The sequence below is a fragment of the Mycolicibacterium iranicum genome (assembly GCF_014190915.1).
GTDB lineage: Bacteria > Actinomycetota > Actinomycetes > Mycobacteriales > Mycobacteriaceae > Mycobacterium > Mycobacterium iranicum_B.
Map to the genome: position 1 here is coordinate 1 of NZ_JACHVU010000003.1, position 12,931 is coordinate 12,931.

Below are 12,931 nucleotides of genomic sequence, written 5' to 3' on the forward strand. Positions count from 1 at the left end.
CAGCTCCACTCCACGACGGGAGACCTTCACCATCAACGACCGCTACCGCGAGTCGTCACACTTCCTCAACCAACCTGCCTGGGCAGTACAGCTAGCCACCCGGGAGATCCCGTATCGCCCGCCGCGCAGCGCTGTCGAGGGTGGCCGGGCCGTCCGCGATAGGCTTGGCCTCGTGTTTGAATCCCTGTCCGACCGGTTGACCGGTGCTCTCTCGGGCCTGCGGGGCAAGGGTCGGCTGACCGATGCCGACATCGATGCCACCGCCCGTGAGATCCGACTGGCGTTGCTCGAGGCCGACGTCTCGCTGCCCGTCGTCCGCGCGTTCATCTCCCGCATCAAGGACCGTGCCAAGGGCGTCGAGGTCTCCGCGGCGCTCAACCCGGCCCAGCAGGTCGTCAAGATCGTCAACGAGGAGCTCATCGGGATCCTCGGCGGCGAGACGCGCCAGCTGGCCTTCGCGCGCAACCCACCGACGGTCATCATGCTGGCGGGTCTGCAGGGTTCGGGTAAGACCACGCTGGCCGGCAAGCTCGCGCGGTGGCTCAAGGCCCAGGGCCACACCCCGCTGCTCGTCGCGTGTGACCTGCAGCGCCCGGGCGCGGTCAACCAGCTGCAGATCGTCGGCGAACGCGCCGGTGTGCACGTGTTCGCACCGCACCCCGGCGTCTCGCCGAGCGGCGCGACCATCGAGCAGATGGCCACGGGCGATCCGGTGTCGGTGGCCGCGGGCGGTCTGGCCGAGGCCCGGGCGAAGCACTACGACGTGGTCATCGTCGACACCGCGGGACGCCTCGGCATCGACCAGGAGCTGATGGCGCAGGCCGCCGCGATCCGCGACGCCGTCGATCCCGACGAGGTGCTGTTCGTCCTCGACGCGATGATCGGTCAGGACGCCGTCACCACCGCCGACGCGTTCCGCGAGGGGGTCGGGTTCACCGGTGTCGTGCTGACCAAGCTCGACGGCGACGCCCGCGGCGGCGCCGCGCTGTCGGTGCGCGAGGTCACCGGGGTACCGATCCTGTTCGCCTCGGCCGGCGAGAAGCTCGAGGACTTCGACGTCTTCCATCCCGACCGGATGGCCAGCCGGATCCTCGGCATGGGCGACGTGCTGACCCTGATCGAGCAGGCCGAGCAGGTCTTCGACGCCCAGCAGGCCGAGGCCACCGCGGCCAAGATCGGCAGCGGCGAGCTCACGCTCGAAGACTTCCTCGAGCAGATGCTGGCGATCCGCAAGATGGGGCCCATCGGCAACCTGCTGGGCATGCTGCCCGGCGCGGGCCAGATGAAGGACGCGCTCGCCGCCGTCGACGACAAGCAGCTCGACCGTGTGCAGGCCATCATCCGCGGCATGACCCCGAAGGAACGCGAAGACCCGAAGATCATCAACGCGTCGCGCCGGTTGCGCATCGCAAACGGATCCGGGGTCACGGTCGCCGAGGTCAACCAGCTCGTCGACCGCTTCTTCGAGGCGCGCAAGATGATGTCTCAGATGGCCGGCCAGATGGGAATGCCGTTCGGCCGCAAGAACACCCGTAAAGCCGCCAAGGGCAAGAACAAGCAGGCCGGGAAGAAGAAGGGTGGCCGCGGGCCGACACCGCCGAAGGCCCGTAATCCGCTCGGTGCGGGGATGCCCGGGATGCCGCCCGGCTTCCCGGATCTGTCGAACATGCCGAAGGGCCTCGACGAGCTGCCGCCCGGCCTCGCCGACATCGATCTGTCGAAGCTCAAGTTCCCGAAGAACTAGCGATGAGCGCCGGCGCGAAGAGCAGACGGTGACGTGAGGCTGCACGTTCGCGGCCGCGGCCTGCCCGACGGTGAGCCCGTCGAATGGTGGGTGGTCGACGGGAGGCTGAGCGCCGAACCGGTCGCCGGCGCCGAGACGGTGTTCGGGGCCGATTCGGACCGCGGCTGGATTCTGCCCGGTCTGGTCGATGCGCACTGCCACGTCGGGCTCGGACCCCAGGGCCCGATCGAGCTGGACGAGGCGGTCGCGCAGGCCGAGACGGAACGAGGCGCCGGCGCGCTGCTGCTGCGCGACGCCGGATCGCCCACCGACACCCGTGCCTTCGACGACCGGCCGGACCTGCCGCGCATCATCCGCGCCGGCCGCCACCTGGCCCGCCCGAAGCGGTATCAGCGGGGCTTCGCGGCCGAACTCGACGACCCGTGGCAGCTTCCCGAGGCGGTCGCCGCGCAGGCACGCTGGGGTGACGGCTGGGTCAAGCTGGTGGGGGACTGGATCGACCGCGAGACCGGTGATCTGGCGCCGCTGTGGTCCGACGACGTGCTCGACGCCGCGATCGACGCCGCGCACGCCAACGGGGCCCGCGTCACCGCGCACGTGTTCAGCGAGGAGGCGCTGCCCGGTCTGATCACCGCCGGCATCGACTGCATCGAGCACGGCACCGGCCTCACCGCCGACACCATCGATCTGATGGTCGAGTACGGCACCGCTCTGGTGCCCACGCTGATCAACATCGAGAACTTCCCGGACATCGCCGAGCAGGCGCACCGCTTCCCGGCCTACCAGAAGCACATGCGGGCGCTGTACGAAACGTGTGCGGAGAGGATCGGCGCTGCGCACGAGGCGGGCGTGCCGATCTTCGCCGGGACCGATGCGGGCAGCGCGGTGGCGCACGGTCGCATCGCCGACGAGGTGGACGCGCTCAAGGGCATCGGCATGACGCCGACCGAGGCGCTCGGCGCGGCATGCTGGGATGCGCGGGAGTGGTTGCGGCGCCCGGGTTTCGCCCACGGGGCGTCGGCGGATCTGGTGTGCTACGCCGAAGATCCCAGGGCGGGGGCCGGTGTGCTCGCCGACCCCACGGTCGTCATGCTGCGCGGGGTCGTCTACTAGCGGCGTGATCCGTTCACGGCTGGCTGAACCCGTAGTCCAGCAGGCTGATCGCCTGTCCGTACAGGTCCCCACTGCCGTACATCTGCACGACGACCAGGCGACGGTCACCGCGCTGCGCCGCACCGACATAGGTCTTGCGGGCCAGATTGGTGAACCCTGTCTTGCCGGCGAGGTCACCGGGATAGCGGCTCAGCAGTTCGTTCTGGTTCTGCAGCGTCTTGCCGGGGAACTGCGCGGTCGGGGACCTCATGATCTGGGCGATCAGCGGATATCGGAGTGCGGCGCGCATGATGACCGCGAGATCGTGGGGTGTGGTGACCGATTCCCACCCTGGCCCGTCCAGGCCGGACGGTGACGAGGCCTTCGTGCTGCGGGCGCCGACCATCGCCGCCTTGCGGTTCATGGCCGCGACCGCGACCCGCTGGCCGCCCAGCATGTCGGCGAGCATGTTCGCCGCATCGTTGCCCGACACCATCAGGATCGCCGCGACCAGCTGCGCCGTGGTGTAGGCCTGACCGGGTTTCAGTCCGACACACGAGCATTCGACCTGCGTGTGCGATTCGTTGGCCCTGGCGAAGTTGTCCGGGCGCAGGTGGTCGAGGACGGTCATCGCGAGGAGCACCTTGATGGTGCTGGCGGGGGCGTAGGTGCCGTAGGGGTCGCGGCTGGCCAGGACACGGCCGGTGTCGAGATCGGCGACCAGCCACGCCTTGGCCGGTCCGTCCGGAAGTGGTTGCGCGGCAGCGGGTTGCGCGGCCGGCTGGGCGGATCCCGCAGCGGCCAGCGACATCGACGCGGCGGGCAGCATCACGCTGAGGGCGAGCGCCAGCCCCGCGAGTCGTCTTCGCACGAAGGGCGACGCTAGTCGCGGCAGGACTCGACCCGGTCTCCCTCGGGTATCGACTTCGACCGATTTCGGCGTGTTCGTCCTCGCCGAGGCGACCTCAGCGGCCCCGACGGTGCCGCGGCGCCGTCAGAGCCGGCTCACCCCGGGATTCGGGCCGAGCGCGAAACCCCAGTCCAGCAGCGCGGCAGCCTGGTCCCAATACGTCGGCCCGCCTTCCTTGACCAGGCCGTACATCAGCGCCACCACGAGATGTCTGCCGTTGCGCGATGCGCCGGCGACGAAGGTCTTCCGGGCCAGGTCGGTGTAGCCGGTCTTGCCGCCGAACGCGCCGGGGTACCGGTGCAGCAGCTCGTCCTGGTTCACGAGCACCGTGTCGCCGTTGCGGGTCGGGAACACGGCGGTCGGCTGCGCGGTGATCTGCGCGAAGACCGGGTACGCCATGGCCGAGCGGAACAGCACAGCCAGATCGTGTGGCGTGGACCAGATGTCGATGCCGGGGCCGTCGATACCCGACGGCGACCCCGCACGGGTCCCCGTGGCCCCGAGGGCCGCTGCCTTGGCATTCATCTTGGCCACCGCGGCGTCGCGGCCGCCGAGCATCGTGGCCAGCGTGTTCGCGGCATCGTTGCCCGACACGAGCAGCAGGGCCTCCAGCAGTTGCCGGGTCGAATACGTCATCCCCGGCGTGACGCCCGCGCAGTTGCACTCGACCCGCGTATCGGCCTCGTCGGCGACCGTCGTCGCGTCCAGCGCCAACTCGTCGAGGACGACCATCGCGAGCAGGATCTTGATGGTGCTGGCCGGGGCGAAGCGTCCGTGCTCGTCGCGCGCGGCCAGCACGGTGCCGGTGTCCATGTCGGCGAGGACCCATGCCTGGGCGGGCCCGTCGGGCAACGGCAGCGAGCCGGCGGGCTGGAGGACGGCTGCCGAGGGGACGGCCGAGGCGGTGGGCGTCTGCCCCGGGGCCACCCCGGCGAGCAGGCACAGCGCGGCGGTCAGGCAGGCGAGAAGCCGTGTCATGTCGGGTGAGCCTAATCCGGGCGGCAGATCGTGTTCAATCGAAGCCATGCTGAGCATCGAGGAGATCTCCGACCGCCTGGAGATCCAGCAACTGCTGATCGACTACTCCACCGCGATCGACCGGCGGCGCTTCGACGACCTCGACGCGGTGTTCACGCCGGACGCCTACATCGACTACCGCGTCAGCGGCGGCGTCGACGGCCGATTTCCCGAGGTGAAGGCGTGGCTCAAGGAGGTCCTGCCGAACTTCCCGGCCTACTACCACATGGTCGGCAACATCGACGTTCGCCTCAGCGGCGACACCGCGACCTCACGGGCGATCTGCTTCAACCCGATGGTGATGGGCGGGGACAACGGGCAGATCTATTTCGTCGGCATCTGGTACATCGACGAGTTCGTCCGGACCGACGAAGGGTGGCGGATGAGCAAGCGCGTCGAGGAGAAGTGTTTCGACAAGCTGGTCTGAAGGTCAGCCGACCGCGCGGCGCGCAAGACGCCCGGCGGCCCGCTTGATGCGCGGCGACAGGTAGAGCGAGACGGCGACGTTGAAGATGTCCTCCCGGAGCCGGGTCAGCGTCGAAGCGGTGATCAGCCACCGCCCGTCGACCTTGGCGTAGGACTCCCGGTAGTGGCCGTATCCGCGCAGGTTGATCCCCGGCGCCAGGCGCACCACGTCTTCGAGTGCCCACACGCCGGTCGCGGTCGTCGGCGACGTCAGCTCGATCTCCGGGGCGTGCACCTGATGCACGGTGGCGTTGTCGCGCAGACTGCGGCGGGTGAACGCCACGAAGTCGTCGGCCCCGACGATGATCTTGCCGCCCGCCTGCGAGGTGTCACTGCGGAAGTCCTCGGCGAACAGGGAGCGCCAGGAGGTCCAGTCCTTGGTGTCGAGGTACCGGCAGTACCGTGCCTTCACCTGTTTGATGGCCTCGATCTCCAGCAGCGCAGCCGCGTCGTCCATGCCTAGAAGGTGACACCGGGGGCCGAATTTGTAAAGGTCACCGGGCGCGTGCCTCGTTCGATTTCCGCCGGTGCGCGCAGGTCTGGCACAATGGTCCGCTGTCTGCGTGCGGCTTCTGAATCAGATGCGCCGCGCCGCGGTCACACACGTAAGGCAAAACCGGATCCGGCACCCCGCCGCGATCGCCGAATTGCAGCGTGGCAACCACAGGAGAAACCGCTCAATCATGGCTGTCAAGATCAAGCTCACCCGTCTCGGGAAGATCCGCAACCCCCAGTACCGCATTGCAGTCGCCGATTCGCGCACCCGTCGCGACGGCCGCTCCATCGAGGTCATCGGTCGTTACCACCCGAAGGAAGAGCCGAGCCTCATCGAGATCGACTCGGAGCGCGCGCAGTACTGGCTCGGCGTCGGCGCCCAGCCCACCGAACCGGTTCTGCAGCTGCTGAAGATCACCGGTGACTGGCAGAAGTTCAAGGGCCTGCCCGGCGAAGAGGGCACGCTCAAGGTCAAGGAGCCCAAGCCCAGCAAGCTCGACCTGTTCAACGCGGCGCTGGCAGAAGCCGACGGCGGACCTTCCACCGAGGCCACCACGCCGAAGAAGAAGAAGGCCCCGGCCAAGAAGGACGAGCAGCCCGCCGAATCGGCCGAGGCTCCCGCCGAGGCCGAGGCAGCCGCCACGTCCGACGCCCCCGCTGCCGAATGAGCTCGGTCGTCGTCGACGCCGTCGAGCACCTGGTGCGCGGCATCGTCGATAACCCTGACGATGTCCGTGTCGACATGGTGACCAACCGTCGCGGCCGCACCGTCGAGGTGCACGTCCACCCCGAGGATCTGGGCAAGGTGATCGGGCGCGGGGGCCGCACGGCGACCGCGCTGCGGACCTTGGTGGCCGGCATCGGTGGACGCGGCATCCGCGTCGACGTGGTGGACACCGACCAGTAGCGGCTATGGACCTGGTTGTCGGGCGCGTCGTCAAAGCGCACGGCGTCACCGGCGAACTGGCCGTCGATGTCCGCACCGACGATCCGGAGGGCCGGTTCGCGCCGGGTGTCACCCTGCGCGGTCGGTCGAACCGGGGTGGCGCCGAACGCGATTACCTCATCGAATCGGTGCGCGCGCACGGTGGTCGACTGCTGATCCGCCTGGAGGGGGTCGGCGATCGCACGGCCGCCGATGCGCTGCGCGGCACACTCTTCCTCGTCGACTCTGCGGTACTGCCGCCGATCGAAGACCCCGACGAGTTCTACGACCATCAGCTCGAAGGCATGACCGTCACCACCACGTCCGGACATGAGGTCGGCACCGTCGCCGAGGTGTTGCACACGACCGCAGGCGAATTGCTGGCCGTTCGCAATCCGGACGGGGCCGAGGTGCTCGTCCCGTTCGTGTCGGCGATCGTGGTGTCGGTGTCGCTGGCCGACGGTGCCATCGAGATCGACCCCCCCGACGGCCTGCTCGAACTCTGAGGACGCGCAGCCGTGAAGATTGACGTGGTCACGATCTTTCCCGCGTTCCTCGAGGTGTTGCGACAATCGTTGCCGGGCAGGGCGATCGACGCCGGCATCGTGGATCTGGCCGTTCACGATCTGCGGGACTGGACCCACGACGTGCACCGCTCGGTGGACGATTCGCCCTACGGTGGCGGACCCGGAATGGTGATGAAGGCCCCGGTGTGGGGTCCCGCGCTCGACGACATCTGTTCGCCGGAGACACTTCTCGTCGTGCCGACCCCGGCGGGGCGCCTCTTCGACCAGGCTGCGGCGCAGCGGTGGTCGGGGGAGAAGCACCTGGTGTTCGCATGCGGCCGGTACGAAGGCATCGACCAGCGGGTCGTCGACGATGCCTCGACCCGGATGCGCGTCGAGGAGGTCTCCATCGGAGACTACGTGCTGCCCGGCGGGGAGTCCGCCGCGGTCGTGATGATCGAGGCCGTCGTACGGCTGCTTCCCGACGTCCTCGGCAATCCCGCGTCCCATCAGGACGATTCACATTCCGAACTCGTCGGCGGACTGCTGGAGGGGCCGAGTTACACGCGGCCGGCCAGCTGGCGTGGGTTCGACGTGCCGGACGTCCTGCTCTCCGGCGACCACGCCCGCATCGCGGCGTGGCGACGCGAGCAGGGGCTGCAACGGACCCGTGAACGGCGGCCCGACCTGCTGGCAGACGACTAGATCCTGCCCGCCGGGAACATCGTCTTCACCGCATCGGTGATGGTCTTGCGGGCCGAGTCGTCGCTGGCGGCCTGCATCGACCCGACCACCATCACGAAGCGGCGGTCGGAGCCGACCACGCCGGTCGATAGATGCATCCAGTCGGAGCCCACGCAGCACATCCAGCCCTGCTTGACCGCGACCGGCTCGGCGAACAGGCCCTCCGGAATGCCGAACCGCTGCGGGTAGATCCCACCGGGAACCATGCCGTCGGGTGCGGTCGGGGTGGAGGCGGCGAGGCTGGACATCATGACGTCGACCTGCTCGCGCGGCAGGCCGCCGGCGCCGGACAGCAGCATGTCGTAGTAGCGCACGAGATCGGTGGCGGTGCTGATGGTGTTGAACCAGCGACCGTTGCCGGGCTTGCGCGTCTGGGTGAGCCCGTAGCGCTTCACGACACGATCGATGATCGCGGTGCCGCCGCTGCGGTTCCAGAACACCTCGGCCGCACTGTCGTCGGAGGCGCGCAGCATCACGTCGAGGGACTTGCGGTCCTCCGGCGACAGCGTGGTGCGGCCCTGGGCCACCTGGAGCAGGAGGTCGTCGGCGATGAACAGCTTGACCACCGACGCGATGGCGATCGTCATGCCGTTGCCGTTGGTGACCAACTCTCCGGTGTTGCGGTCCAACACCGCCGCGGTGATGTCGGCGCCCGCCGAGGCGGCCTGCGAGGTGGCGGCGCGTTCCCGTTCGGCCAGACCGGTGAACGTGGCGACGGGCTGCTCCGGCGGGGCCTCGGGCAGCGGTGCCATCGCGCCCAACGGTGCGACGACCGTGAGGTGCGGGCCGGGGGAGACCGGCGGTGCGCTACTGCCGGTCGCGGTGCACCCGGCGAGGAGAGAGACGGTGGCACTCAGGGCCAGGGACTTGGTGAACAGCCTCGTCGGCTGCTGCATCGGTCTCCTCCGTAAAGTGTGGGTCGACGCTCGTGTTCCCCCAGAATCCGGCAGCGCAGCGCGCGTGCTCAGTGAGACCAGAGTAACGCGTGTGTACCCGGCCCGCTCCTTGCCGAAGCAAGTATCCGGCCCACCGCTGCGGCGGATTTCGGGGATCCACCCTCCGTCTGGCACAATTGGGCAGTTGTCTGTGCACGGTCGGGAGACACATCCCGGTATCAGCCGCACGACTCGCCCAAGCGCCCGAACACATCGGCCCAGTGCGCGTCACCATGACGCCGCAAGGCCGCGACAAGCAAGGAAGTGCCACCGATGAACACGCTGGATTTCGTCGACCAGACGTCGTTGCGCGACGATGTCCCGGCCTTCGGCCCCGGCGACACCGTCAACGTTCACGTGAAGGTCATCGAGGGCTCCAAGGAGCGCATTCAGGTCTTCAAGGGCGTCGTCATCCGTCGCCAGGGCGGCGGCGTCCGCGAAACGTTCACGGTGCGCAAGGAGAGCTACGGCGTGGGCGTCGAGCGCACCTTCCCGGTGCATTCGCCCAACATCGACCACATCGACATCGTCACCCGCGGTGACGTGCGCCGGGCCAAGCTGTACTACCTGCGCGAGCTCCGCGGCAAGAAGGCCAAGATCAAAGAGAAGCGCTGACCCTGTGTGGTCGCGCCGGTCGCGGCGCGCGCTGGCTAGTCTGATCTCGTGACGTTGCCTTCTGAGCCTGCAGGGCCGTCGGGCCCCACCGACCAGTCCGACGAATCGTCAGTCGAGCACCGGCGCCGAGACTCCGGTGACTCCGACTCCGGTGACTCCGACTCCGGTGACGCCGACGACGAGCCCGGCAAGAAGAAGCGGGGAGCGCTGCGCGAAGCGGCGATCCTGATCAGCATCGCGCTGGTGCTCTACTACGTGATGCTGACGTTCATCGCGAGGCCTTACCTGATTCCGTCGGAATCGATGGAGCCCACGCTGCACGGCTGCAACGGCTGCGTCGGTGACCGCATCATGGTCGACAAGTTGTCCTACCGCTTCGGATCGCCGGGGCCCGGCGACGTCGTCGTCTTCAAGGGTCCGCCGAACTGGAGCATCGGCTACAAGTCCATCCGTTCGGACAACACCGCCGTGCGGTGGATCCAGAACGCGCTGTCGGTCGTGGGTTTCGTGCCCCCCGACGAGAACGATCTGGTCAAGCGGATCATCGCCACCGGCGGGCAGACGGTCCAGTGCCGCGTCGACACGGGGCTGACCGTGGACGGCAAGAAACTCGACGAGCCCTACCTCGACCCTGACACGATGATGGCCGATCCTGCGGTCTACCCGTGCCTGGGCAACGAATTCGGCCCGGTGACGGTGCCGGAGGGGCGGCTCTGGGTGATGGGTGACAACCGCACGCACTCGGCGGATTCCCGCACCCACTGCACGAATGAGCCCGCCGACGCGCAGAAGGGTCTGCTGTGCACGGGCGATCCGACGGCCGGCACCATCCCCGTGGACAATGTCATCGGTAAGGCCCAGTTCATCGCCTGGCCGCCGGGTCGGTGGGGCGGCGTGAACTCGGTGAACCCGCAGGACTGACCGGTGGCGTGGAAGGGGCACTGACACTTGCCGACTGCTTGGCCACCGCGCGCGGTCATCCGGAGATCATCGGGCCTGCGCACCCTGGAATCCGCCCTGTACCGCGCCGGTCTCGGACCGGTCGCCGGGGTCGACGAGGTCGGCCGGGGCGCCTGCGCGGGACCGCTCGTCGTCGCTGCGTGCGTGCTCGGCCCCAACCGCCTGGAAAGCCTGGCCGCCCTTGATGATTCGAAGAAGCTGAACGAGAGCGAACGGGAGCGGCTGTTCCCGCTGATCCGCCGGTATGCCCTGGCATTCCACGTGGTGTTCATCCCCTCGGTGGAGGTCGACCGCCGCGGGGTCCACGTCGCCAACATCGAGGGCATGCGCCGTGCGGTGGCGGGCCTGCCGGTGCGTCCCGGGTACGTGCTCTCCGACGGGTTCCGGGTCCCGGGCCTGCCGATGCCGTCGCTGCCGGTGGTCGGCGGGGACGCGGCGGCTGCGTGCATCGCGGCGGCGAGCGTGCTGGCCAAGGTCAGTCGCGATCGTCTGATGGTGGCGATGGAGAACGAACACCCCGGCTACGGGTTCGCCGAACACAAGGGCTACAGCACACGGGCGCACAGCGCCGCGCTGGCGCGGCTGGGCCCCTCGCGCCAGCACCGGTTCTCCTTCATCAATGTGCGCAGATTGGTCGTGGAGGGGGAACCCGGGGAGCATGGGGAACACGGGTGCGAGAAGATGCTCGTGGACATGCCGGTCGCCGGCGATCTACGTGAAGGACAGTTGAGCCGATGAGTGCCGAGGATCTCGAGAAGTACGAAACCGAGATGGAGCTCTCGCTGTACCGGGAGTACAAGGACATCGTCGGGCAGTTCAGCTACGTCGTGGAGACGGAGCGGCGCTTCTACCTGGCCAACAGCGTCGAGATGGTGCCCCGCAACGCCGACGGTGAGGTCTACTTCGAACTGCGGCTGGGCGACGCGTGGGTGTGGGACATGTACCGGCCCGCACGCTTCGTCAAGCAGGTCCGGGTGATCACGTTCAAGGACGTCAACATCGAAGAGGTCGAGAAGCCCGAGCTCCGGCTGCCCGAATAGGGGCTTGCTGCCGCTGACACACTGGGGGAGTGCGCACCACACCGCAGTGCTGGCTGACCGACATGGACGGCGTGCTCGTCCGCGAGGAACATGCGCTGCCCGGCGCGGCGGAGTTCCTGCAGACGCTGACCGACCGGGAACGGCCGTTCCTGGTGCTGACGAACAACTCGATCTTCACGCCGCGCGACCTCGCGGCGCGGCTCGCCCGCTCGGGTCTGATCGTGCCGGAGAGCGCCATCTGGACGTCCGCGCTCGCGACTGCGACATTCCTGGCCGACCAGCTTCCGGGCGGGTCGGCCTACGTGATCGGCGAGGCGGGGCTGACCACCGCGCTGCACGAAGCCGGGTACACGATGACCGACGTGGAGCCGGATTTCGTGGTGCTCGGCGAGACCCGGACGTACTCCTTCGAGGCGATCACGAAGGCGGTCCGCCTGATCCTCGGCGGTGCGCGGTTTATCGCCACCAACCCCGACGTGACCGGCCCGTCGGCCGAGGGGCCGCTGCCGGCGACGGGGTCCGTGGCGGCGATGGTCACGAAAGCGACGGGGCGGGAGCCCTATTTCGTGGGCAAACCGAACCCGATGATGTTCCGTAGCGCGCTCAACCGCATCGAGGCGCACTCCGAGAACACCGTCATGGTCGGCGACCGGATGGACACCGACGTCGTCGCCGGCATCGAAGCCGGCCTGGAAACGATCCTGGTCCTGACCGGATCGACCACGATCGAGGACGTCGAGCGATTTCCGTTCCGCCCCAGCCGGGTACTGCCGTCGATCGCCGAGGCCATCGAACTCATATGATCCCGGTCGAGGTGGCCGCGGCCGCCGACCGTTCTCTGCGCAGCATCGGCGATGCCGGCGCACCGACACAGCGCTGCCACCGCCGTGTGATCCGCAATGCCGTCGGGGCGGCCGTCTCTTCCCTCCTCGACGGCCGACTCGACAGCCGGGTTCGCCCGTGGCACGAAGAGGCGTTGCGGCGCAGGGCCTCCCGGCTCAAGGGCGTGGTGTCCGCACGCGTCCTGTCCGTGGACCACGAGATCCTCGTCGCCGAACTGCACCCCGGCGGGGAGCGGCTCGTCTTCCGCGGCGCCGATGACGGGTGGCGTCTCGTCCGCTTCGCCGACGGCGGTGACTGCTCCGTACGGCCCGAGACCACGCGCCGCGTGTCGCTGCGGGGCAGCGGCCCTGATGCCGTGCTCGCTGCCCTGGGCCTGACCAGACCCCACGGTGTCGAGATGGAGGTCGTTGCGACGGACCTCGGCCAGGGGCAGACCGAAACCCGGTGCAGCTATCGATGGACCGAGGGCGGCCGGACCGTCCTGGCCGACGAGGTCACCACCGAGGTCTTCGACGGTGCCACACCACGTTCCACGCAGTTGCGCGGACTGATCGTCGACGGCGACCGCGGTGTGCTGCTCACCGGGCGTGACGGCAGCGCAGTGATCGTCGAGGGGTGAGGCATCGAGCGGGCGGTGCCC

General features: G+C 68.7%; 17 protein-coding genes. 13 read left to right on the forward strand and 4 right to left on the reverse strand.

All coding sequences use genetic code 11. The features are described 5' to 3' along the window. The first annotated feature begins 172 nt into the window (after window positions 1-172). Together ffh and FHR72_RS07170 are read left to right on the forward strand one after the other, a co-directional pair. The gene (ffh, locus tag FHR72_RS07165; protein ID WP_183467265.1) at window positions 173-1,744 is read left to right on the forward strand and encodes a signal recognition particle protein; all 1,572 of its coding nucleotides are present in this window, start codon (window positions 173-175) and stop codon (window positions 1,742-1,744) included. A gap of 33 nt (window positions 1,745-1,777) precedes the next feature. Further along, entirely contained in the window at window positions 1,778-2,857 is a 1,080-nt protein-coding gene (locus tag FHR72_RS07170; RefSeq protein WP_183467266.1) for a metal-dependent hydrolase family protein, read from the forward strand. A gap of 13 nt (window positions 2,858-2,870) precedes the next feature. On the opposite strand, the gene FHR72_RS07175 is transcribed toward FHR72_RS07170, so the two are convergent. Both FHR72_RS07175 and FHR72_RS07180 read right to left on the reverse strand, forming a co-directional pair. Then, complete coding sequence (locus FHR72_RS07175) at window positions 2,871-3,665, reverse strand: D-alanyl-D-alanine carboxypeptidase (protein WP_221193246.1); 795 nt, start codon at window positions 3,663-3,665, stop codon at window positions 2,871-2,873. A gap of 165 nt (window positions 3,666-3,830) precedes the next feature. Next, window positions 3,831-4,724, reverse strand: a complete 894-nt coding sequence (locus FHR72_RS07180; protein WP_183467268.1) for a D-alanyl-D-alanine carboxypeptidase family protein — start codon at window positions 4,722-4,724, stop codon at window positions 3,831-3,833. Between the two features lie 46 nt (window positions 4,725-4,770). On the opposite strand from FHR72_RS07180, the gene FHR72_RS07185 reads away from it, so the two are divergent. Next, complete coding sequence (locus FHR72_RS07185) at window positions 4,771-5,190, forward strand: nuclear transport factor 2 family protein (protein WP_183467269.1); 420 nt, start codon at window positions 4,771-4,773, stop codon at window positions 5,188-5,190. A 3-nt stretch (window positions 5,191-5,193) separates the two neighbouring features. Here FHR72_RS07185 and FHR72_RS07190 read toward each other — a convergent pair whose 3' ends face one another. After that, a complete protein-coding gene (locus FHR72_RS07190; RefSeq protein ID WP_183467270.1) occupies window positions 5,194-5,685 on the reverse strand; it encodes a nuclear transport factor 2 family protein in 492 nt (163 codons plus the stop codon). Between the two features lie 226 nt (window positions 5,686-5,911). On the opposite strand from FHR72_RS07190, the gene rpsP reads away from it, so the two are divergent. Genes rpsP through trmD form a run of 4 tightly spaced genes read left to right on the forward strand, consistent with a single transcriptional unit; the run spans window position 5,912 to window position 7,859 of the window. Then, window positions 5,912-6,391 carry a 30S ribosomal protein S16 gene (gene rpsP, locus FHR72_RS07195; protein WP_183467271.1) on the forward strand — a complete coding sequence of 160 codons (480 nt, stop codon included), beginning with the start codon at window positions 5,912-5,914 and terminating at the stop codon, window positions 6,389-6,391. Further along, window positions 6,388-6,630: an RNA-binding protein gene (locus tag FHR72_RS07200; RefSeq protein WP_005148848.1), complete on the forward strand. Its 243-nt coding sequence runs from the start codon at window positions 6,388-6,390 to the stop codon at window positions 6,628-6,630. The genes rpsP and FHR72_RS07200 overlap by 4 nt, the downstream gene beginning before the upstream one ends. Window positions 6,631-6,635: 5 nt before the next feature. Beyond that, window positions 6,636-7,154: a ribosome maturation factor RimM gene (rimM, locus tag FHR72_RS07205; protein ID WP_183467272.1), complete on the forward strand. Its 519-nt coding sequence runs from the start codon at window positions 6,636-6,638 to the stop codon at window positions 7,152-7,154. A gap of 12 nt (window positions 7,155-7,166) precedes the next feature. Next, a complete protein-coding gene (trmD, locus tag FHR72_RS07210; RefSeq protein WP_183467273.1) occupies window positions 7,167-7,859 on the forward strand; it encodes a tRNA (guanosine(37)-N1)-methyltransferase TrmD in 693 nt (230 codons plus the stop codon). Here trmD and FHR72_RS07215 read toward each other — a convergent pair. Continuing rightward, window positions 7,856-8,794 carry a serine hydrolase gene (locus FHR72_RS07215; RefSeq protein WP_183467274.1) on the reverse strand — a complete coding sequence of 313 codons (939 nt, stop codon included), beginning with the start codon at window positions 8,792-8,794 and terminating at the stop codon, window positions 7,856-7,858. The two genes, trmD and FHR72_RS07215, sit on opposite strands and share 4 nt — an antisense overlap. A gap of 312 nt (window positions 8,795-9,106) precedes the next feature. Between FHR72_RS07215 and rplS the strand changes: the two genes are divergently transcribed. Genes rplS through FHR72_RS07245 form a run of 6 tightly spaced genes read left to right on the forward strand, consistent with a single transcriptional unit; the run spans window position 9,107 to window position 12,910 of the window. Next, window positions 9,107-9,448 (forward strand): 50S ribosomal protein L19, encoded by a 342-nt coding sequence (gene rplS, locus FHR72_RS07220; RefSeq protein WP_024447038.1) that lies wholly within the window; start codon window positions 9,107-9,109, stop codon window positions 9,446-9,448. A gap of 48 nt (window positions 9,449-9,496) precedes the next feature. Next, the gene (lepB, locus tag FHR72_RS07225) at window positions 9,497-10,369 is read left to right on the forward strand and encodes a signal peptidase I (RefSeq protein WP_183467275.1); all 873 of its coding nucleotides are present in this window, start codon (window positions 9,497-9,499) and stop codon (window positions 10,367-10,369) included. A gap of 27 nt (window positions 10,370-10,396) precedes the next feature. Next, on the forward strand, window positions 10,397-11,146 hold the full coding sequence (locus tag FHR72_RS07230) for a ribonuclease HII (RefSeq protein WP_183467276.1): 750 nt from the start codon (window positions 10,397-10,399) through the stop codon (window positions 11,144-11,146). Further along, window positions 11,143-11,448 carry a DUF2469 domain-containing protein gene (locus FHR72_RS07235; protein ID WP_003928621.1) on the forward strand — a complete coding sequence of 102 codons (306 nt, stop codon included), beginning with the start codon at window positions 11,143-11,145 and terminating at the stop codon, window positions 11,446-11,448. The genes FHR72_RS07230 and FHR72_RS07235 overlap by 4 nt, the downstream gene beginning before the upstream one ends. A 29-nt stretch (window positions 11,449-11,477) precedes the next feature. Further along, the gene (locus FHR72_RS07240; protein WP_183467277.1) at window positions 11,478-12,251 is read left to right on the forward strand and encodes an HAD-IIA family hydrolase; all 774 of its coding nucleotides are present in this window, start codon (window positions 11,478-11,480) and stop codon (window positions 12,249-12,251) included. Next, window positions 12,248-12,910, forward strand: a complete 663-nt coding sequence (locus tag FHR72_RS07245) for a hypothetical protein (protein WP_183467278.1) — start codon at window positions 12,248-12,250, stop codon at window positions 12,908-12,910. Before FHR72_RS07240 ends, FHR72_RS07245 begins: the two co-directional genes overlap by 4 nt. The last annotated feature ends 21 nt before the right edge of the window (window positions 12,911-12,931 follow it).